Genomic DNA, 20,113 nt, shown 5'->3' with positions numbered 1-20,113 from the left:
CCACCCCTGTCAGCTAACCACCATAACCTCTAGCGGAGGCTACAATGGCTAACATCGATATTACCCAATTTCCTGAATTACGGGAAGTGTTTCCTGAATTAACACCGGTGCAATTTGAAACGGCGATGCTGTTCTCTTTGGGTGTGTCACAAAAAGAAATTTCAGAATTGCGATCAATTTCGTACAAAGTGGTGAAACAGACACTGGAGGCGGCAAAAATCAAATTTGAGCCTCGTTCACTTCATGGTCTACTCACTATCTTCCATGTGCGTCTTGTGTTATTTGCTTTGCAGCAATGTGTAAAATGAATGGACTCTCGTTCTGTTAAATAGCAACGGCAAACCCGTACTACAAAATAAAAATAGGAGCATAGGTGCCTTAAAGGCACCTACAGCATCCCGTTTGTTCCCTTTAGTATTATCTGGCTTAAGTAATTAATACGTTCCAATCTGCATTGGAAAAAAGGCGCATTTTTAACGCAAAAGCCGATGTTACTTCAAAGGAGAAACCGTGATGAACAATCCCGTGATTGAAAACGTTGTATTCTGGATGACGGTGCCTTTTCTCATCCTATTAGCCCCGCTTATTTTAATATCGGTTATCTATTTTATTCGCGACTCATGTGCACGAAAAAAAACAAAAAAAAACTCATAGAATAATTTATGAATAAGATTAACTTGTCGTTACGTTCATTGTCTCTGACATCAAATGATGGAAAATAGTCAAGATGTTTGGGGAATAAAAAACTGTGACTCACGGTTTATTTATACCAATCGTGCTTTTTTTGACTTTTTCAATTTGCCACAAGGATTTGATGTGATAGGGCGGCGTGATGATGAACTTCCTACGTGTATTGCAGAATTTTCTTTAATAACTCAAAAATTGGAAAGAGAGGTTATAAAAAGCGGGCAAAAAATTACCCTCATTAAAACGCATTTTTTTGGTCGTGAACAGAAACTGCAACCTTATTTATACGAAACCTTTCCGTTGCATAATAAAAGAAAGAAATGCATCGGCACCGTTTTTTATGGCAGAAAACTGGCTATTATTTCACTGCCACACTACGTGGACAAGCTGACTGCCACGCTATTATTGGAACCGCCCTCGAATCTCTTCACACAATCTGAACTGAGGATAGTCTTTTATTTATTACGCACGATGAGTGCCAAGGAAATAGGTAAAAAATTGGCACGTTCTCATCGCACAATAGAAAATAGAATTCGTATTCTATACCAAAAGGCGAAAGTGCATTCATTGCTGGACTTTAAACATTTTTGTCATCAAACCGGCTTTGACCTCACTGTTCCCCACGCGTTTATACGCCCCGGGATACAGTTTATTGAGTAGGAGGTTTTCTTATGAGCAACAGACAGAGCAGAGCGAGAAAACGAGAGTTAAAAGATAAGGTCTTGGAAGCGAAAAGAAATGAAAAGAAAAATTGGTTTAACCGATTAAGAAGCTGGTTCAAGAAGATAAAAAAGCCTACACATCGATTGCCATAAAACCATTTTATTGCTTCTTCGAAAAATAATGCGTTTAGCGAAGGGCTTCTCCTTGTCAATACAAGTGGAGTGCTTACATGTTATCTCTAAAAAAAGGAAGCGTTATGTTACAAGACGTGATGAAAGAACCGTCAGAGATGATTTATATTGGCACGACACTTCACCAAGCACTTGAAACCTTTGCCGCGTCTGTCAGCGCTCATTGTGGATACAGTATAACTGCAGCTCATTTTGCTCAATACCTTATCGACCATTATGGTGAAATAGCCAAAGACACGATTATTGCCACATTGAAAAATTAACAAGGGATCGACCGTCATCATGATATTGTAATAATAGGTTTTCTAAGCACAACGACGCGTTATTATTTCTATTATCCGCGTTTATTTATATTTATTATCCCTTCCTTTATTTTCATCACTGACAGCTTTCTCTTAGCAGAGAGAGCCTGTCATTATTTTTTATTTTTGAAATGCATTTATTCAAATTACCTTCTATGACTTTTCCGTCTAAAACACGGACGAAGTGATAACGTTTTAACCTTAATAAAGAGAGAGCCACGATGGAAATCAGCCTCAAGCAATGGAATCAAAATCAGCCTCGCCCACGTTGCATGGAACAAGTACGTCGATGGGTCCGCTCTGGTGCCATCCAACCGCCACCACGGCTCGATGGCAGAGAATACCTTGTTAACGCTAATGCCGTGAAGATTGACCCCACAACCCCCGCCAGTTACGCCGGAAAGCGCTTAATGGAGAGACTGTATCATGGCACGCAAAAGAAAACCGGCTAACCGAGACCTGCCCCCCAATCTGTATGTCCGCAATAACGGCTACTATTGCTACCGAGACCCCCGCACAGGTAAGGAATACGGCCTAGGGAGCGTGAAACGTATCGCGATCAACGAAGCGATTGCCATGAACATGCAGATTTTTGACCAACGCTACAGTTTAGTAGACAGGATCAACGAGGTTAATACACTATCGGTGACGGAATGGGCAGCTAGATTTAAGGAAAAATTGCATCAACGCGGCCTTCGGTCTAACACTATCAGAGACTACCAATCAAGACTAACGGCCATCACTCATGCTTTTCCTGATAGTACATTGAACACCCTTACCACTAAAGAAATTGCTGAATTTTTAAATAGTTACAGTGTTCAAGGGAAAACCTCTAGTGCAAAATTAATCCGCAGCTTGTTGATCGATATGTTTAATGAAGCCATTGCAGAAGGGCATTTGGCAACTAATCCGGCTACAGCGACGAAGAATCCTCGCGTACAGATACAGCGAGAACGTTTATCACTGGAAGAATTTCTTGCGATTAGAGGGGTAGCAAACCAGCAGCAACCGTGGGTGGGATTAGGCATGGATCTAGCGTTACTGACAGGTCAGCGGGTGGGAGATATCCAACGGATGAAATGGCAAGATATTCATGATGGGAAATGGTGGGTAGAGCAACAGAAGACAGGGATGAAATTGGCGATACCTTTAACCTTGAGTTTGGAAATAATTAATAAAAACTTTGAAGGCATTCTCAATAATTGTCGACAACAAATAAAGGGAGAAGAGTATGTCTTTATGGGAAGTAAAAAAATTAACCTCAGTCCTACACGTTTGTCTAAAGGTTTTGCAAGGTCAAGAGAAAAATCAGGCTTAAAATGGCAGGGTACACCACCTTCATTTCACGAAATCAGAAGTTTATCAGCGAGGCTGCACAGTGAAGCCAGAGGTAAGGATTTTGCACAAAAATTATTGGGACACAAATCCTCTGCCATGACAGATAAATACCGTGATAGCAGAGGGAGTGAGTGGGACAAAATTTGATACTAATTATTATCTTTTGAGTTATCGAGTCGGACGTTAAGAGAGAGATTACTTCACTCGGCATTTTGACCTAATTTCGATCGATTGTGACTTTTTGTTTTTAATTTATTGATTTTTATGATAAATAAAATACTTCCACTTATCACCATTAATAGGACTGCCTATTTGGGGGACTAAAAAATAGAGTATAACCGTGCCATACTAGAAGAGAACAGGCAACAAAAAGCCCGCAAACCTAGTCAGAATGCAGGTTTCTTTAAAACTATAGCCAGTAAAAAATACTAGCTAACATTATGTTTGGTGTCCCCAACTGGAATCGAACCAGTAACTAGCCCTTAGGAGGGGCTTGTTATATCCGTTTAACTACAGGGACAGACAGAGCCAATTTCAGCACATCATACCTATTTTATTAAAATCAGGATTTGCGTAAAACGACCATTTTGCAAATCTATTCAAATTCTCACGAACGACGTCATAGATTCAGGGTAAGCTTTACGGCAAGGATATCAGCTTCAATCCCTTTATTGCAAAGAGTTTTCACCGGACCAAGCGGCAAGTCAATACGAGTGATCTGTTTGATTAATTTATCATCAATATCCACAATAGTTGGATTAAATGATGTTGATATATCTGTAAAAGTTTGAATTTAATCTGACATTTCAATATATTTAATATTAAATGAAGGCGTGTTAGAAATGAATCAAACAGCAAAAATAATCAAACCGAAACTCGGCTTACTTGACCTGGCAAAACAGCTGTGTAATGTTCAGTCAGCGTGTAAAGTCATGGACTACAGCAGAGACAGTTATTACCGTTTTAAAAAGCTGTATGAGCAGGGAGGTGAGCCAGCCTTGGTGGAAATAAGCCGTAAAAAACCACTCGAAAAAAATCGAGTGGAGCCGCATATAGAACAAGCGGTGGTGAATATGGCTTACGACTATCCTGCTTATGGTCAGCACCGTGTGGCGAATGAACTTAACCGACAGGGGATAATGATTTCCGGCAGTGGTGTTCGCTCGGTTTGGTTGCGCCCTTATATCTGACCTGGAAAATATCAAGAAACGCCTTTCTGCCTTGGAAGCCAAAGTAGCGCAGGAGGGGTACTTACTGACGGAAGCCCAACTGCAAGCATTAGAAAAAGTGCAGGATAAACGAGAAGCTCATGGACAAATTGAAACGCAACATCCGGGCTATCTCGGCTCTCAGGATACTTACTACGTGGGGCACATTAAAGGTGTGGGTAAAATGTATCAGCAGAGCTTTGTTGATACCTATTCCAGAGTCGCTTTTGCCAAGGTCTATACAGAGAAAAATGCCTTGGTTGCCGCAGATATGTTAAACGATCAGGTGCTGCCATTATATGATGAGCAAGCGGTTCCCTTATTGCGTATCCTGACCGACAGAGGGTCAGAATACTCGGGGAAAAAGGAAACCCATGCGTATCAGCTTTACCTGGAGCTAGAAGATATCGAGCATACGCGGACCAAGGCATACAGCCCGCAGACTAATGGTATCTGTGAGCGGTTTCATAAGACGATGAAAAATGAAGGCTATGACGTGATGTTTCGGCGTAAAATTTATTCATCATTGGAAGACATTCAGCAAGACATCGATAAATGGCTCGCATTCTACAACAGAGAGCGACCTCATTCAGGCTGGTATTGTTATGGCAAAACCCCCTGGGAAACTTGGATTGCATCAAAAGAGTTAGTAAAAGAAAAACAACTCGATAATTTATTTGAACCATCGCACACTCAGACTACTCTGACAAATTCGATCGCTTAGCTTGTGTCTGTCAGGTTAAGTTTGAGCTACTACAATTATACCGCATGGTACTAGCCACACACCTGGTGTATGCCCAAAATCTATTTCATTCAATCATGTTTTTCAAGCGATATAGCCATTCTAAAGCTTGACGAGGGTTTAATATATCTGGATCTAAATCTTCGAGTGCTTTTAGCGCTGGGGAAACTTCCTCGTTTAATAAAATCGCAGGAGAGCTGTCGATACTATTTACTGTGGCATTATTGGTAAGCGATTCCAGCTCTTTTAACTTTTGCCGTGCACGCTTTACTACTTCACGTGGTACACCCGCTAAGGCAGCCACTGCCAGACCATAACTTTTACTGGCGGCACCCTCCTGTACACTGTGCATAAAAGCGATAGTCTCACCGTGCTCTCTGGCGTCAAGATGAATATTCACTACAGCTGCCGTTTTTTCTGGCAAAGTTGTTAGCTCAAAATAATGAGTAGCAAACAATGTCATTGCTTGAATACGGTTGGCGAGGTCTTCTGCGCAGGCCCAAGCGAGAGATAAACCATCATAGGTCGATGTTCCACGACCAATTTCATCCATTAATACCAAGCTTTGCTGCGTTGCATTATGCAGGATATTTGCTGTTTCCGTCATTTCTACCATAAAGGTTGAACGCCCAGACGCGAGATCATCTGCTGCGCCAACGCGCGTGAAAATACGATCTATGGATCCAATGGTCGCCTGTTCTGCGGGAACAAAACTACCTATATGGGCAAGCAGCACTATCAGCGCAGTTTGACGCATATAGGTACTTTTCCCTCCCATATTAGGCCCGGTAATAATCAGCATGCGACGTTGTGGAGAAAGTAATAGAGGGTTGGAAATAAAAGGTTCTTTTAATACTTGCTCAACAACAGGATGGCGCCCAGCGATAATAGTAATCTCCGGCTTATTGCTCAAAATCGGGCAAACATAATTGAGTGTTTCCGCTCTTTCAGCCAGATTGGTCAATACATCTAATTCAGCTAGGGCACCAGCACTACATTGCAGTGCAGCCAAATAGGGCAATAAAAGATCGAAAATTTCTTCATATAAGCTTTTTTCAATGGCTAACGCTTTACTTTTGGCGGTTAACACTTTGTCTTCGTATTCTTTCAATTCAGGAATGATATAACGTTCCGCATTTTTGAGTGTTTGTCTACGCACATAATGAATGGGAACCGCATGGCTTTGGGCACGGCTAACCTGAATATAATAGCCATGCACACCGTTAAAACCCACTTTAAGCGTATCTAGTCCTAGTTTTTCACGTTCACGGATCTCCAAGCGATCCAAATAGTCAGTAGCACCATCTGCTAGTGCTCGCCATTCATCTAATTCAACGTTGTAGCCGGGCGCAATAACACCGCCATCACGCACTAATACCGGCGGTGTTTCAACGATAGCATGTTCCAATAAAGCCAGTAAATCATCAAATTGACCAATTTTTGATCGTAGGGTCTGTATATGAGGCACTTCAATTAATGCTAACGAAAGATGGATCCCAGGAAACTGCTGGAAGGCATGGCGTATTCTTGCTAGATCTCGTGGTCGAGCGGTACACAATGCCAAACGAGCTAAGATACGTTCTAAATCGCCTACCTGGCGCAGAAGCGGTTGTAAATCAGCAGTAATATTTTGTAATCCACTGATAGCCTGCTGGCGATGAGTTAACACTTCGCTATCTCTAATCGGCATATGTAACCAACGTTTCAGCATCCGACTACCCATTGGAGTGACACTACAATCCACAATAGCGGCGAGCGTATTCTCGCTACCACCGGATAAATTTTGTGTGATTTCCAGATTACGACGAGTAGCAGCATCCATAATAATGCCATCTTGCTGACGCACCATAATAAGATCGCGGATATGTGGTAAAGCAGTCAGTTGCGTACTTTTGACATATTGTAACAAGCAGCCCGCTGCCCGTAGTGCCAGAGGAGCTTGCTCTACACCAAAACCGTTTAGATCTTGCGTACCAAATTGTTGGTTTAGCTGTTGCCGTGCCGTCGCAAGCCCAAACTCCCATGCGGGACGACGACGTAACCCGTGGTGATTTTCTATCAACCACATTGCTTTTTGTGAAAAATCTTCAGAATATAATAATTCAGCCGGATTTGTGCGCTGCAACTCTGCGGCTACAGTCGTAGCGTCTACCAGTTCAGTCAACAAAAATTGACCCGAGCTAATGTCTAATGTGGCATAACCAAAACCTTGTGCATCCTGCCAAATAGCTGCCAATAAATTATCTTGTCGTTCTGGTAACAAAGCTTCGTCACTGATTGTGCCCGGAGTAACAATACGAACGACTTTGCGTTCTAGCGGCCCCTTACTCGTCGAAGGATCGCCCATTTGTTCACAGATAGCGACGGATTCACCTAATTGAACCAGCTTTGCTAAATAATTTTCTACCGCATGATAAGGTACACCCGCCATAGGGATGGGATCACCCGCAGATTGACCCCGTTTGGTCAGTGAAATATCTAACAGTTTCGATGCCCGTTTAGCGTCGTCATAAAATAGTTCATAAAAATCTCCCATACGGTAAAACAATAATATCTCAGGATGTTTCGCTTTTAAACGAAGGTACTGTTGCATCATAGGTGTGTGAGCATCTAATTTTTTATTATTATTCATAAGGTTATTTTATCTAATCCATTGAATTTAAAATTAACTGCAATTTTTTAGTACAACCCGCAATGTTATCCTAGTGATTAGTAAACTAACACCGGAAAAAATGCGAAATTTCTCGCAAATTTCGTTTGTAACAACGAATCATGTTGTAGGAGCCTATTTTTGACGACGTATCAGCGAGCACAAGAGATTTCAAACAGGCTCATAGGCATTTATACTCATTCAACTTGAAGGTCTGGATTAGATGGTTTGGAAATTATCGTTAATTCTGCCCCTGAGAAAGGGAGCAATTTTTGCCAATGTACTATCAAAAAATTCGGCTATAGCCCCACGAAACTCTTTGGCTGAAGAGAAAAATCGGTTGTTTCTGACACGCTCGTTCATGACCTTCCATAATCGCTCGATGGGATTAAGATTAGGGCTATAAGGGGGTAAATAATGGAGTACGATAGCCTTCTCTAATGCGGCGTCTTTGACTCGCTGACGGCAATGATAGCCAGAATTATCTAAAATAATGTGTATCTTTTGTGCATCAGGATAAGCAGCTTTGAGCTGCTCAAAAAAAGCGACGGTGGTTTCTGAATTCACCTGCTCAGGACGGGCACTGACCACCTTCATGGTGCTCAATTCAATGGCTCCCATGACATTAACCCGTGTTTTTGCCCCTGTTTTGACCAGCGGCTTATCTTTGCCTTTCCTTATCCAACCGCAGACCACTTTGGTGGCCATCGTTGGAGGGGCTGAATCCATAAAAACAATCGGTTCATTCTTAAGAGCACTCTCTAGCAAAGTGAAATAAGACGCGATAAACGCTTCTTGCTGAGCAACATCCACTTTAACCGGCGTCGCTTTGGGCTGCTTATAGCTAAAACAATGCGCTTGCAGCCATTTTGTCATGCCAGATACGGTGTAACAGACGCCAAATTGGGTTTCCACATAAGCACAGATATCGATGACACGGCTATAAGTCGTGCTTTCAATGTGTTTTTCAAGCAATAAAGATTCATGCACGCTCAACTTACTATACGAGCCGCCATTTTCAGGCTTTAATTTTTCGTCTGAAAGCCAATCTGTTACATGTTGCCTCACTGTTTCTTCATGAATACGTAATGCTTGGGCAAGCGCTTTGTTATTCCAGCCTTCATTTTTCAACAACACGGCTTTGATTCGATCTCGAACACGGCCATCGTGTTCGTAACGATGAAGGCGTTCCAAATCTTGTTTTTGAGAGGCTGTCAGTGAGTTTATTTTCATGACCTTATTTTTAATCTAGTTGAGCAAATTTTCCAGTGGTTTTAATGGCGATGGGTATATACCCAAGTGAAATCAAGATGCAGGATTTAGCGCCTGGAAATTATCGTTTAAGCGAGATACCAGAGAACTTGCCATTTGTGGTAGCTTCACTTCAAAGAAGTTTAAGATATCGTTCTTAAAACTCTGTTTAGATGGGTAATATCTATTGTTTCGTGTTTGCTCATTCATCACCTTCCACAATCGCTCTATCGGGTTTAGATTCGGGCTATACGGCGGAAGGTAATGAAGCTGGATATTCAACGTAAGCGCGGCGTCTTGCACAAGCTGTGAACGGTGATAGCCTGCACCCTCGAGGATCACATGTGCCGTTGTCGTGATGGGATAATGCGCGCGAATGGCAGACAGGAAGTGAACCACATTTTCGCTGTTAATCGTCTCATCATCACGGATTATGGGGTTAGCCACATTCTGGATGTTCAAGGCTCCCATGATATTCAACCGCGTTCTGCTCCCGGTGGTCTCTATCGTTTTATCCTGGCCTTTTCGTATCCAGCCGTAGCTTATTTTGGTGGCTTGTGTCGGATGAACGGCATCAATAAACAGTATGGGGTCATTACCCGCGGCGTCTTTCAATTCGCTGTAGGTCTTTATAAATTGCGGCTGTTTCTCAACGGCAAATTTATGCGGAACACCTTTCGGCTTTTTATAGCTAAAGCCATGCTGCTTCAACCCTTTATACAGACCTGATACGGTAAAGGTGATGTTCCAGCGTCCAGCGATATACGCCACAATTTGGTGATTGTGGTGGTAGAGCGGCTGGGTGAGATGTTCAACCAGCGACGTGGTCTGTTCCGCATTGAGATAGCCATCGGAGCCGCCATTTTCAGGCTTGAGCTTGTTGAGTTTATGATAGTCTGTAAGGTGGCGCCGCACCGTGGTTTCATTAATGAGCTGTGAGTGAGCAATCATAGGGGGAGTCCAGCCGTCTGCGGACAACAAAACACACCGGATCCTGTCACAGACACGGCGGTCATGGCTTTGACGATGTTGGGCTTCGAGGGTAATTTTCTGGTCAGCAGTCAGCTCTATTTTCATGGCTATGAGCATGATCCTTATCGACTTCAAAATCAAGCATCTTCATTGATCACGGGTATATATAGCAGGTGCCGTATAAGTTGATTATGAAAGTTAACAATAATATATTGATTTTAATGAATATTTGTTAACAAAATCGCTCAGGTTACATGGCGCCTGCTATACCTAATGAATTTCGAGTTACGGCAAGGCGGCAATCAATCGAATCCCAGGAGTGTACAGACTGGAATGAGTGCGGGCAGCCAACGCCGCCGTAACTTGAAAGGCGAAGGGTATAGGGTACAAAAAATTATTGATGCGAAGCAGTTCAGGCATGTTGTTGCATGGAGAACAGGGTGCAACTACCTATTCTTGTCGACTGTTTGCTACAGTGTCCTCTTATGTTGATCAACTGGATGTTATTATGCTAATTATTATTTCTCCGGCAAAAACGCTTGATTATCAAAGCCCGTTAGCCACCGATAAATTTACTCAACCTCAATTGCTGGATCAATCCCAGGCGTTAATCAAAATTTGCCGTACACTAACACCGTCACAAATCGCCAGTCTAATGGGGATAAGTGATAAACTCGCCACGTTAAATACTGTCCGTTTTAATGAGTGGCATCCTGAATTTACCTTGGAAAACGCACGTCAAGCTATTTTGGCTTTTAAAGGCGATCTGTATAGCGGTCTCCAGGCTATAGACTTTACTGACGCTGATTTTGGTTTCGCGCAAAGCCATCTGCGTATATTGTCTGGATTATACGGTTTATTGCGTCCACTCGATCTAATGCAACCTTATCGTCTTGAAATGGGGACTAAACTGACAAACCCGCGAGGTAAAGATCTGTACGCTTTCTGGAGATATAGCCTAAACGAACAATTAAATCAGGCGTTAGAACAGCAAGGAGATGATGTGCTGATTAATCTCGCCTCTGATGAATATTTTAAAGCGGTGGATACGAAAAAATTGACAGGAAAATTGATCAAACCCGTGTTTCTTGATGAAAAGAGTGGTAAATACAAAGTCATCAGTTTTTACGCAAAAAAAGCCCGTGGATTGATGAGCCGTTTTATTATCCAAAATCGCTTGAGTAAAGTAGAACAACTCCTCGATTTTGATTTGCAGGGTTATCGCTTTGATCCCTTGTTGTCGCTAGAAAATCAGCTGGTATTTAAACGACCTGAACACAGATCACTTGCTACGATTTCAAATACATTAGACCTCTTCGGAAACTATAGCAGGCGCCATGTAACGTGATCACTTTTGTTAATAAATATTAATTAATATCAATATGTTATTTCTGATTTTCATAATCAACTGATACGGCGCCTGCTATAGCATTCATGTAGGAATGTTGGTAAAAATCTCCTGAACAAGGAGCCCCATGAAATATGAACAAATAAAGGTATTGGAAGAGGAAAAATTTCGGCGCTTAACCGGAGTTAAACGCAGTACATTTGAAAAGATGATAAAGATATTGAATGAAGCAGATAAATGTAAGCAAGGGAAAGGAGGTCGGAAACCCAAGCTGGGTTTAGAAGATCGCTTATTAATGGCCCTTGAGTATCTACGGGAATATCGCACTTATTTTCATGTTAGCCGAAGCGATGGGGTGAGTGAGAGCACCTGCTATGAAACGATTAAATGGATAGAAAATACGCTAATAAAGCATCCTGATTTTGCACTCCCTGGACGCAAAGCTTTATTAAAAAGTGATAGGGAGTATGAGCTCGTTCTTATTGATGCCACAGAAACGCCGATTGAACGTCCCCAAAAAAACAAAAGCAGTTTTACTCAGGAAAAAAGAAACGACCCACCTTAAAAACCCAAGTGATCGTCGATAAAAAAAGCAAAGCAGTCATCTGTACAAGCTTTACTCATGGGAGGCGTCATGATTTTAGGTTGTTCAAAGAGTCTGGCGTGCGAATACATCCTGAAATCAAAACAGTGACAGATACAGGTTACCAAGGGCTTGGCAAGATCCATTCAAACTCGGCGTTGCCTAAGAAAAAGACAAAGAAAAATCCCTTAACAAAAGAAGATAAACGCAACAATCGTGAGTTATCAAGCCAGCGTGTATTAAACGAAAATGTCATTGGTATGATTAAACGATTTAAAATCGTATCAGATCGTTATCGAAACAGGCGAAAACGTTTTGGATTACGATTTAATTTGATTGCAGCAATTTATAACATGGAAATTAGATAAATCAGAGTTTCCGAAGAGGTCTATTCTAATAAAAAAACCGCGCCACCGGGAGCTACCCAGGTGGCGCGCTTGCTTTTATAGCGTAACGTATTAATTTTGATTACAATGTATAGCTAAATTATTTAACAGGGAGTTAGCGATGAGCCACTCTGTCGATTTTCGCCGTAAAGTTCTGGGTATTCGAGAGCAAGAAAACTTGAGTATCAGAGAGACCGCTAAACGCTTCCACATTGGTTCAGCTTCCGTTACTCGCTGGCTCAGTCGTATCGAGGTTAAACCTTCTTCCCCCGTCGGCGTAAGCTTGATAAAGTGGCGTTAGCTGAAGATGTTGCACTTTATCCCGATGCTTACCAACGGGAACGGGCGGCGCGCTTTCAGGTGTGCCAGAAAGCCATTTGGCAGGCACTGAAAAACCTGGGCGTCACCTATAAAAAAAACCCTGCGTCATCCCAAGGCAGACGAAGAGACACGGCGTGCCTTCCAGGACACGATAGCCTGCTATAAAAAGCAGGGAAAACCGGTCGTTTATCTGGATGAAAGCGGTTTCGCACACGATAGGCCACGAACCCACGGTTATGCTGCACGAGGTCAACGCTGTTGGGGTACCCAGGATTGGCAGGCCAAGGGCCGAACAAATGTCATTGGCGCGTTACTGGGAACCGTCCTGATGGCGGTCGGATTATTTTTTTGTTCCATTAACAGTGATGTTTTTTACGCCTGGGTTACCCAGCGCCTTTTGCCTACTCTTCCTCCTCATTGTGTCATCGTGATGGATAACGCCAGTTTCCACAAACGTCTCGACATTCAGCAGGCTATCAGTAAAGCCGGGCATCGGATTGAATATCTCACTCCCTACTCACCTGCTCTCAATCCCATTGAACATAAATGGGCACAAGCCAAAAGCAAAAGAAGGGACTTAAATTGCAGCCTTGACGCCTTATTCTCTCAATATAGTGCATAATCATTATTATGTCGTTCAGCCATATTACACTCTGGCAATAGACTCCTCGCATAACCCGCTTGCGTAGTGTGAATTCGGCGTTACGCGGTGCTCGCAATCCTCATATACTCGTATGTACCCATTACTGTGCTTCAGATGCCTTGACTTCACATAGCGAATTACCGTTTTGCAAGAAGTCTAGTATCTATTTTTTTATCGATTCCGTTGATGTTGCCGATGCCAGCAGGAAGGCCCGTAATTGGGTATATTTTGCGGGCAAATGGTGAGAAAGCAATGGCAAAGTTGCCCGTGTTTCCAAGGCTTGCGGTAATGGCAGCGTTTGTTGCAAAATGTCTTCGACGCTTTCTTTGAATTTCGCCGGATGCGCGGTACCGAGAAACAAACCAAACTCTCCTTCCTGTAGCTGATCACGCAATACGCGGTAAGCAATGGCCGTATGAGGTTCAGAGATATACCCCAAATCGGCAAGCTCACGCATTGTTTCTTTGGTTTCTTGATCGCTAACAGTACCATGCGCTAAATCTTTTAAGCGCCAAATTTTACGGTGAAATAACTCTTCAATGCGCGGCCAGTTATTGGGTGAACTGACATCCATAGCGTTAGATAAAGTGGCAACCGTCTGGTTAGGCTGCCATTGTCCGCTCTTTAAGAAACGCGGGACAGTGTCGTTGGCGTTGGTGGCGGCAATAAAACGTCTGATCGGCAGCCCCAGTGATTTTGCGAGTAGTCCGGCAGTTAAATTGCCAAAGTTGCCACTGGGCACGGAGATAACCAATTGTTTACGTGCTTCAACCGGTAATTGTGCTACTGCTTCAAAGTAATAACAGATTTGTGCCAGTAACCGGCTGATATTGATCGAATTTGCTGAATTAAGACTGAGTGTCTCCTTAACTTCTGTATCATCAAAAGCTTGCTTGACTAACGCTTGGCAAGCATCAAAATCACCGTCGATAGCGACAGTATGAATATTACCACCCAATGTACAAAATAGTTTTTCCTGTAATGGACTGATTTTACCTCGAGGATAGAGGATCACCACGCGTACATTTTTCAAGCCATAAAAAGCATGAGCGACCGCCGCACCAGTATCACCGGATGTCGCCGTTAAAATGGTGACGGGCTGATCAGTTGCCACTTCAGCCAGCATCTGTGCCATAAAACGGGCACCAAAGTCCTTAAATGCCAGTGTAGGACCGTGAAACAATTCCAGTGCCGCAACATCTTGATCTTTCCCTATCATGACCAGAGGCGCAGGAAACGTAAAGGCTGCTTCAACTCTTTTGGTCATCACTTGCGAAACAATTTCATCACCGATAAAGGCAGAGAGGATACGACTACTGCGGGTAATAAAATCCTGTTTTAATAGATCCTCGATTTCTGTCAAGGTAAATTCAGGCAGTTCTAGTGGGAAAAATAACCCCTGCTGCTTGCCAAGACCCTGTTGCAGTGCCTCTATGAAGCTAACATGTTGTTTGTGATCTTTCAGATTATACAGTTTCATACCTTATCCCAGTAATCGTGCGCCTTTTTTGTCCAGACGGCAAATATGAATAAAACCTTCCTCGTTGTTTTGCAGATAGACTTCTTGCAGGCAGTCTGCAACACATTTTGCTGTTTCTTTGTCACGACAAACGGCAAACATAGTTGAGCCAGAGCCAGAAATTCCACAGGCCAGAGCACCTTTAGCCTGTGCGGCCTGACGTGCCTTAATAAAATTAGGCAGCAACTCGGTGCGGTAGGGTTCGGCAATCACATCTTTCATTAATTTAACAGCTAAATCCGTGTTCTTGCTATGACAGGCATGGATAAAACCGGCAAGATGACGTCCATGATTGATACAATCTTGCAGTTTGTATTTCTCCGGTAAAACGCCCCGTGCGGCAGCAGTAGAAACTTTGATTCCCGGATAGGCCATTACCCAAAACCAATCTAAATCAGGAACCTGTTCGATAATGTCGCCGTCTTCTTCCAATATCAATTGCATGCCACCGAGATAACAGGGGGCAACATTGTCGTAGTGAACACCGTTAGAAATTTTTCCTTCCAGTGCGCCCATCATGGTGAGTAGTGTCATTTTATCGAATCGCTGACCACAATATTCATTCAGTGCCATCAGCGCCGCCACTATTGAACAAGCACTCGAACCCAGCCCAGATCCGATTGGCATGTTTTTTTCCAATATTATTTCTACCGCTATGTCTTTGCCGATTTTTTGACAAAAACTCTGCCAACACCGATAGACGATATTTTCTTGCATTTCTTGTGGCAGCTTAGCTGCAAAGCGTCCTGTATTAAATAAGCTGAATTTGTCGGCCGCTTTGACCGTGACGCAATCACCGAGCAGAGTACCATCAATGGGCGAGACTGCGGCACCCAAAACATCAAAACCCACGCTGACATTACCTATTGACGCTGGCGCAAAGACTTTAACCATGATTAATTTCCTTGTTTCCAGGATAAGGTACGTAAAAGATCGGCAAAGACCCCCGCGGCGGTAACGTTATTGCCAGCACCATAGCCACGCAATACCAAGGGTAAAGGTTGATAGTAACGGCTATAAAATGCTAATGCATTTTCACCATTTTTGACTTTATACAGCGGATCATTGCTATCAACCGCCTCAATCTTTACCTGGCAGCAACCCTTCTCGATAACACCGACATAACGCAATACTTTACCCTGTTGCCGCGCTTCTGTTATTTTTTTGTTAAAATCTTCATCCAGTGATGGCAAACGATCCAAAAAGGTTGCTACATCTCCCGACTCATCAAAGCTAGCGGGTAACACCGATTCAACGACGATATCGCACAATTCTAATTGATAACCCGCTTCTCTAGCAATAATCAGTAGCTTACGGGCAACATCCATACCTGACAGATCGTCACGTGGATCCGGCTCGGTGTAGCCTTGCTTCTGTGCTGCTAGGGTGGCGGCAGACAAGGTCATGCCTTCTTCATCTAATTGGCCGAAAATAAAGGAAAGCGAGCCGGATAAAATACCGCAGAATCGCTCCAATTGATCACCGGCATTGAGCAGATTTTGCAAATTTTCGATAACCGGTAAGCTAGCACCGACATTGGTATCGTACAGAAATTTACGGCAGGATTGCGCTGCTGTCGTCCGCAACTGGCGGTAATAATCCATTGAAGCAGTATTGGCTTTTTTATTCGCTGTCACTACATGGCAACCTGCAGCCAGAAAATCGGCATATTGCTTGGCAACAACCTCACTGGAAGTACAATCGACAATGACCGGGTTGAGCAGATAATTTGTTTTCACTAGATGAATCAACTGGCTCATGTTAAAAAGTTGTAGAGAGAGCTTGAGTTGCTCTCTCCAGCCAGTCAGATCGATGCCTCGGATATCCGTCAACATGCTTTTGGAGTTGGCGATACCACACACCCGTAAGTCAATATGTTTTTGTTTCAACCAACGTTGCTGACGACAAATTTGCTCGACTAACGCACCGCAGACACCGCCAGCACCAATGACAAAAACTTCAATCACTTGATCAGTATTGAACATCATTTGGTGACAAATACGCACGGCAGTGGTTGCCATATCGTTATTGATCACCGCAGAAATAGATCGTTCAGAAGAACCTTGCGCGATAGCAATAATATTAATGTTGGCATGCGCCAGTGCCGAGAAAAAGCGGGCGGAAATACCACGTTGTGTACGCATACCATCGCCGATGACCGAAATAATGCTGAGTTGTTCCACTATCGCCAGTGGATCCAGCACTCCCTGTTTGCGTTCCAAATAAAATTCTTCCTGCAGAGCATTATCGGCGCGTAATAATTCACTCTGTGGCACACAAAAACTGATGCTATATTCAGAGGATGATTGCGTTATTAAAGCCACGGAGATACCGCTGCGTGACATGGCAGAAAATACCCGTGCTGCCATGCCAACCATCCCTTTCATGCCTGAGCCGGATACATTAATCATCACCATATTATTGAGATTAGTGATCCCTTTTACTAAATGACCATCATCACTTTTTTTACCGCTAATCAGTGTGCCAGGTGCCTCGGGATTAGTGGTATTTTTGATCAAACAGGGGATCTCAAATTGAGCAATGGGAGTGATGGTACGCGGGTGCAAAACTTTGGCACCGAAATAAGATAGTTCCATTGCTTCCTGATATGACAGTGATTGCAGTAATTTTGCATCTGGTACTGTCTGCGGATCACAGGTGTAGATGCCATCGACATCCGTCCAGATTTCACAACCTTCCGCTTTTAAGCAGGCAGCGAGTACAGCCGCTGAATAATCCGAACCGTTGCGGCCCAGTAGCACCAATTCACCTTTATCATTACCCGCGATAAAACCCGCCATCAAAATAATATGATCACAGGGTATTTTGTGTACGTTAATGCGTAAGGTCGATGCCGCAATGTCAACGGTCGATCCAAGATAGTGCCCACGTGCCAGTAAGTTTTCAACAGGGTTGATAACGGTGACGAGACAATCTTCCGTTCGTAATAATGCGGCCATGATGGCGACAGAAAGTTTTTCACCACGGCTGATAATGGCGGCATTAATGGCTGCTGGACACTGCCCTAGTAAAGAGATGCCACGTAACAGTTGGTTAAGTTGATCGAATTCTTGTTTTAGCAAGTCGTTTAATGGCTCTTTAGCAAGCTTTGGCTGTGCTTCAGTCAGGCCACACAATAAATCAGAAAAAATTTGTTGCGTCTCTCCGATCATCAGAGAAATATCTTGTTCAGGTTTGGCGATGGCACTCTCGATCATCGCAACCAGGTGATTGGTGATTTTTGCCGGTGCAGATAATACACTCGCGATCTGTTCCTGACCCGCCCTGTCTTCAATAATCTTAGCAACGGACATAAACCGTTTTGCATTCGCCACCGAGGTTCCGCCAAATTTCAGCACTCGCATTTTCCATTTCCTCCTGTATTAATTTGAACCACGAGTATCATGGCATTGTTAACCTATAATTTATAACTAGTTGATAAATATACGCACTATTAATATTGCTTACCAGAAAAATAAGTATATATTTCAGATTGTTAATTTTATATACTAACAGCGCCATAATAATTAGCTTGCTATAAACATTATCTAGCCATTTATTAGACTGCTTGCATAACCGTCATTCGTTCTGTGAAGTCAGGGGCGCCCGGCAACCGCCGTGTACGTACGAGTACATGAGTATTACGATCACTGCGTAACGCCGAGTTCACATCACGCAGAGGTTATGCAAGCGATTTATTTTATTTTCCTCGTCTGAACGTCATTGATGGCGATTTGGAACAGGTTCTAAGTGTTTTTCACCAAAGTGTTCACGTGCTACAATTCAACTTCCTCTCGTTCTGTTATATTACCGTTAACACAGTGAAGGGTCGCGCTTTTTTATTTTGTTGGCAATTTTAGGTCGTAAACATGCAAACCCCGCACATTTTGATTGTAGAAGACGAGTTGATCACTCGTGATACCTTAAAGAGCATTTTCGGAGCGGAGGGCTATGTCGTTCACGAGGCCAATGATGGTGTAGAAATGCACCGTATTCTGTCTGAAAATCTCATCAATCTGGTTATCATGGACATCAACCTGCCAGGTAAGAATGGGCTGCTACTCGCTCGGGAATTTCGTGAACAAGTCAGTGTCGCCTTAATTTTTCTGACCGGTCGCGATAATGAAATCGATAAGATCCTCGGTTTAGAAATTGGTGCTGATGACTACATCACCAAGCCTTTTAATCCGCGCGAGTTGACCATTCGTGCTCGTAATCTGCTCTCACGAACCATGAACTTGAGCAGCGTCCGTGAAGAACCAAAGCAGGTAGAAAGTTATAAGTTCAATGGCTGGGAGCTAGATATTAACAGCCGTTCGCTGATAGATCCCACCGGCGAACACTACAAACTACCACGCAGCGAATTTCGTGCCATCCTGCATTTTTGTGAAAATCCGGGAAAAATCCAATCTCGCGACGAATTATTGAAAAAAATGACGGGGCGTGAACTCAAACCTCATGATCGCACCGTTGATGTCACTATCCGCCGTATTCGTAAGCATTTTGAGTCGATGTCAGGTACACCAGAAATCATTACCACCGTTCATGGTGAGGGCTATCGCTTTTGTGGTGATCTGGCGGGATAAGCCAATATTAATTTAGTGGCCAGAGATAGGTGAGAAATGCGCAACGTCTCCGGTGCTTTCAACAATCCAGCCGTCAGCAAGCCACAAACTTTGTTGGTAATCAACCCGGGACAGTGAGCCATTGCGTAAACGCAAGCGGCGCTCAGAGTGAGCCGGTAACCCGAGCAGGGTGTTTATCAGGCAGCTCAACGCGATACCATGACTAACCAGCAATGGCCGACTACCCGGCGGTAGGTTGTGGCAACTGTCCAGTGCGCTGCGCATCCGTGACGCTAATTCTGCCATCGACTCACCGCCCCCGGGAACCCGGGCATCAACAGTGCCATCCACCATATGCCGACGCCATGATTCTTGTTCTTTTGTTAGGCTGTCAATTTTACACCCTTCCAGTTCTCCCATGCGCAGCTCACGCAGACGAGAATCGAAACTAAGCTCGCAACGGCAGATATTAGCAATAATTTCTGCGGTTTGCTTGGTGCGTCCTAAATCACTGCTGATAACATGAGTTATGCCTTCAGAGCGAACCCTTTCAGCCACCGAGTTGATCTGATTTTTACCTTGGATGGTTAGTGGGCTATCAGAGCAGCCCTGAATACGGCCATCGGTATTAAATTCCGTTTCGCCGTGACGAACGAGATATACCTGTAGCATTTCTGTTTCCCGTTATAGTGCATCAAATAAGCTTTCTAATTCATTATGTATCATGTTGTGGTTGCCTGCTAG

General features: G+C 43.5%; 20 protein-coding genes, 1 tRNA gene and 1 pseudogene. 13 read left to right on the top strand and 9 right to left on the bottom strand.

The genetic code is table 11. The features are described 5' to 3' along the window. Positions 1 to 44: 44 nt before the first annotated feature. The 6 genes from CCS41_RS04205 to CCS41_RS04185 all read left to right on the top strand — a co-directional run bounded on the left by CCS41_RS04205 (position 45) and on the right by CCS41_RS04185 (position 3,328). Entirely contained in the window at positions 45 to 308 is a 264-nt protein-coding gene (locus tag CCS41_RS04205) for a helix-turn-helix transcriptional regulator (protein WP_119797145.1), read from the top strand. Positions 309 to 708: 400 nt separating this feature from the next. Beyond that, a complete protein-coding gene (locus CCS41_RS04200; protein ID WP_240313844.1) occupies positions 709 to 1,347 on the top strand; it encodes a helix-turn-helix transcriptional regulator in 639 nt (212 codons plus the stop codon). A gap of 11 nt (positions 1,348 to 1,358) precedes the next feature. After that, entirely contained in the window at positions 1,359 to 1,502 is a 144-nt protein-coding gene (locus tag CCS41_RS15570; RefSeq protein ID WP_162859984.1) for a hypothetical protein, read from the top strand. 104 nt (positions 1,503 to 1,606) lie between these two features. Further along, complete coding sequence (locus CCS41_RS04195; RefSeq protein ID WP_119797247.1) at positions 1,607 to 1,804, top strand: hypothetical protein; 198 nt, start codon at positions 1,607 to 1,609, stop codon at positions 1,802 to 1,804. Between the two features lie 260 nt (positions 1,805 to 2,064). Further along, positions 2,065 to 2,295, top strand: a complete 231-nt coding sequence (locus CCS41_RS04190; protein ID WP_119797246.1) for an excisionase — start codon at positions 2,065 to 2,067, stop codon at positions 2,293 to 2,295. Then, complete coding sequence (locus tag CCS41_RS04185) at positions 2,270 to 3,328, top strand: site-specific integrase (protein ID WP_119797245.1); 1,059 nt, start codon at positions 2,270 to 2,272, stop codon at positions 3,326 to 3,328. The genes CCS41_RS04190 and CCS41_RS04185 overlap by 26 nt, the downstream gene beginning before the upstream one ends. Positions 3,329 to 3,626: 298 nt before the next feature. On the opposite strand, the gene CCS41_RS04180 is transcribed toward CCS41_RS04185, so the two are convergent. Both CCS41_RS04180 and CCS41_RS17090 read right to left on the bottom strand, forming a co-directional pair. Further along, positions 3,627 to 3,701 (bottom strand) — tRNA-Arg (locus CCS41_RS04180). A 99-nt stretch (positions 3,702 to 3,800) separates the two neighbouring features. Continuing rightward, on the bottom strand, positions 3,801 to 3,929 hold the full coding sequence (locus tag CCS41_RS17090; protein ID WP_275887681.1) for a hypothetical protein: 129 nt from the start codon (positions 3,927 to 3,929) through the stop codon (positions 3,801 to 3,803). Between the two features lie 94 nt (positions 3,930 to 4,023). Between CCS41_RS17090 and CCS41_RS04175 the strand changes: the two are divergent. Beyond that, positions 4,024 to 5,113: pseudogene (locus tag CCS41_RS04175) on the top strand (IS481 family transposase). A gap of 85 nt (positions 5,114 to 5,198) precedes the next feature. On the opposite strand, the gene mutS reads toward CCS41_RS04175, so the two are convergent. From mutS to CCS41_RS04160, 3 genes are all read right to left on the bottom strand, one after another. Next, the gene (gene mutS / locus CCS41_RS04170) at positions 5,199 to 7,763 is read right to left on the bottom strand and encodes a DNA mismatch repair protein MutS (protein ID WP_072551167.1); all 2,565 of its coding nucleotides are present in this window, start codon (positions 7,761 to 7,763) and stop codon (positions 5,199 to 5,201) included. A gap of 237 nt (positions 7,764 to 8,000) precedes the next feature. Then, positions 8,001 to 9,014 carry an IS630 family transposase gene (locus CCS41_RS04165; RefSeq protein WP_119797244.1) on the bottom strand — a complete coding sequence of 338 codons (1,014 nt, stop codon included), beginning with the start codon at positions 9,012 to 9,014 and terminating at the stop codon, positions 8,001 to 8,003. A gap of 72 nt (positions 9,015 to 9,086) precedes the next feature. After that, complete coding sequence (locus tag CCS41_RS04160) at positions 9,087 to 10,109, bottom strand: IS630 family transposase (RefSeq protein ID WP_119797243.1); 1,023 nt, start codon at positions 10,107 to 10,109, stop codon at positions 9,087 to 9,089. 403 nt (positions 10,110 to 10,512) lie between these two features. Between CCS41_RS04160 and yaaA the strand changes: the two genes are divergently transcribed. From yaaA to CCS41_RS04140, 5 genes are all read left to right on the top strand, one after another. Further along, on the top strand, positions 10,513 to 11,352 hold the full coding sequence (gene yaaA, locus CCS41_RS04155; RefSeq protein WP_083429680.1) for a peroxide stress protein YaaA: 840 nt from the start codon (positions 10,513 to 10,515) through the stop codon (positions 11,350 to 11,352). Between the two features lie 127 nt (positions 11,353 to 11,479). Continuing rightward, a protein-coding gene (locus CCS41_RS04150; RefSeq protein ID WP_240313793.1) for an IS5 family transposase occupies positions 11,480 to 12,303 on the top strand; the annotation gives its coding sequence in 2 pieces (ribosomal slippage) (positions 11,480 to 11,867 and positions 11,867 to 12,303; 825 coding nt in all). Positions 12,304 to 12,442: 139 nt separating this feature from the next. Continuing rightward, the gene (locus CCS41_RS17085) at positions 12,443 to 12,622 is read left to right on the top strand and encodes an IS630 transposase-related protein (protein WP_119797570.1); all 180 of its coding nucleotides are present in this window, start codon (positions 12,443 to 12,445) and stop codon (positions 12,620 to 12,622) included. Beyond that, positions 12,613 to 12,807: an IS630 transposase-related protein gene (locus CCS41_RS17080; protein WP_205411424.1), complete on the top strand. Its 195-nt coding sequence runs from the start codon at positions 12,613 to 12,615 to the stop codon at positions 12,805 to 12,807. Before CCS41_RS17085 ends, CCS41_RS17080 begins: the two co-directional genes overlap by 10 nt. Further along, a complete protein-coding gene (locus CCS41_RS04140) occupies positions 12,731 to 13,264 on the top strand; it encodes an IS630 family transposase (RefSeq protein WP_323586501.1) in 534 nt (177 codons plus the stop codon). The genes CCS41_RS17080 and CCS41_RS04140 overlap by 77 nt, the downstream gene beginning before the upstream one ends. A gap of 184 nt (positions 13,265 to 13,448) precedes the next feature. Here the strand turns inward: CCS41_RS04140 and thrC are convergent, their stop codons facing one another. Genes thrC through thrA form a run of 3 tightly spaced genes read right to left on the bottom strand, consistent with a single transcriptional unit; the run spans position 13,449 to position 18,169 of the window. Beyond that, positions 13,449 to 14,765 (bottom strand): threonine synthase, encoded by a 1,317-nt coding sequence (thrC, locus tag CCS41_RS04135; protein WP_119797241.1) that lies wholly within the window; start codon positions 14,763 to 14,765, stop codon positions 13,449 to 13,451. 3 nt (positions 14,766 to 14,768) lie between these two features. Continuing rightward, positions 14,769 to 15,698, bottom strand: coding sequence for a homoserine kinase (gene thrB / locus CCS41_RS04130; RefSeq protein WP_072550345.1), 930 nt, complete (start codon positions 15,696 to 15,698; stop codon positions 14,769 to 14,771). Positions 15,699 to 15,700: 2 nt separating this feature from the next. Further along, entirely contained in the window at positions 15,701 to 18,169 is a 2,469-nt protein-coding gene (gene thrA, locus CCS41_RS04125; protein WP_072550344.1) for a bifunctional aspartate kinase/homoserine dehydrogenase I, read from the bottom strand. A 504-nt stretch (positions 18,170 to 18,673) separates the two neighbouring features. On the opposite strand from thrA, the gene arcA reads away from it, so the two are divergent. Next, complete coding sequence (gene arcA / locus CCS41_RS04120; protein WP_072550343.1) at positions 18,674 to 19,390, top strand: two-component system response regulator ArcA; 717 nt, start codon at positions 18,674 to 18,676, stop codon at positions 19,388 to 19,390. 12 nt (positions 19,391 to 19,402) lie between these two features. On the opposite strand, the gene gpmB is transcribed toward arcA, so the two are convergent. Next, a complete protein-coding gene (gpmB, locus tag CCS41_RS04115; RefSeq protein ID WP_072550342.1) occupies positions 19,403 to 20,041 on the bottom strand; it encodes a 2,3-diphosphoglycerate-dependent phosphoglycerate mutase GpmB in 639 nt (212 codons plus the stop codon). Between the last annotated feature and the right edge of the window lie 72 nt (positions 20,042 to 20,113).

The sequence above is a fragment of the Candidatus Fukatsuia symbiotica genome (assembly GCF_003122425.1).
Classification (GTDB): domain Bacteria; phylum Pseudomonadota; class Gammaproteobacteria; order Enterobacterales; family Enterobacteriaceae; genus Fukatsuia; species Fukatsuia symbiotica.
This window is presented reverse-complemented; position numbering and strand designations above follow the sequence as displayed.

Bases quoted from the DNA above. Each gene is read 5' to 3' on its own strand.
- CCS41_RS04205 (WP_119797145.1), top strand. From the start codon at position 45: ATGGCTAACATCGATATTACCCAATTTCCTGAATTACGGGAAGTGTTT.
- CCS41_RS04185 (WP_119797245.1), top strand. From the start codon at position 2,270: ATGGCACGCAAAAGAAAACCGGCTAACCGAGACCTGCCCCCCAATCTG.
- CCS41_RS04165 (WP_119797244.1), bottom strand. From the start codon at position 9,014: ATGAAAATAAACTCACTGACAGCCTCTCAAAAACAAGATTTGGAACGC.
- CCS41_RS17085 (WP_119797570.1), top strand. From the start codon at position 12,443: ATGAGCCACTCTGTCGATTTTCGCCGTAAAGTTCTGGGTATTCGAGAG.
- thrA (WP_072550344.1), bottom strand. From the start codon at position 18,169: ATGCGAGTGCTGAAATTTGGCGGAACCTCGGTGGCGAATGCAAAACGG.
- CCS41_RS04200 (WP_240313844.1), top strand. From the start codon at position 709: ATGATGGAAAATAGTCAAGATGTTTGGGGAATAAAAAACTGTGACTCA.
- yaaA (WP_083429680.1), top strand. From the start codon at position 10,513: ATGCTAATTATTATTTCTCCGGCAAAAACGCTTGATTATCAAAGCCCG.
- mutS (WP_072551167.1), bottom strand. From the start codon at position 7,763: ATGAATAATAATAAAAAATTAGATGCTCACACACCTATGATGCAACAG.
- gpmB (WP_072550342.1), bottom strand. From the start codon at position 20,041: ATGCTACAGGTATATCTCGTTCGTCACGGCGAAACGGAATTTAATACC.
- arcA (WP_072550343.1), top strand. From the start codon at position 18,674: ATGCAAACCCCGCACATTTTGATTGTAGAAGACGAGTTGATCACTCGT.
- CCS41_RS04195 (WP_119797247.1), top strand. From the start codon at position 1,607: ATGTTACAAGACGTGATGAAAGAACCGTCAGAGATGATTTATATTGGC.
- CCS41_RS04160 (WP_119797243.1), bottom strand. From the start codon at position 10,109: ATGAAAATAGAGCTGACTGCTGACCAGAAAATTACCCTCGAAGCCCAA.
- CCS41_RS04190 (WP_119797246.1), top strand. From the start codon at position 2,065: ATGGAAATCAGCCTCAAGCAATGGAATCAAAATCAGCCTCGCCCACGT.
- thrC (WP_119797241.1), bottom strand. From the start codon at position 14,765: ATGAAACTGTATAATCTGAAAGATCACAAACAACATGTTAGCTTCATA.
- CCS41_RS15570 (WP_162859984.1), top strand. From the start codon at position 1,359: ATGAGCAACAGACAGAGCAGAGCGAGAAAACGAGAGTTAAAAGATAAG.
- thrB (WP_072550345.1), bottom strand. From the start codon at position 15,698: ATGGTTAAAGTCTTTGCGCCAGCGTCAATAGGTAATGTCAGCGTGGGT.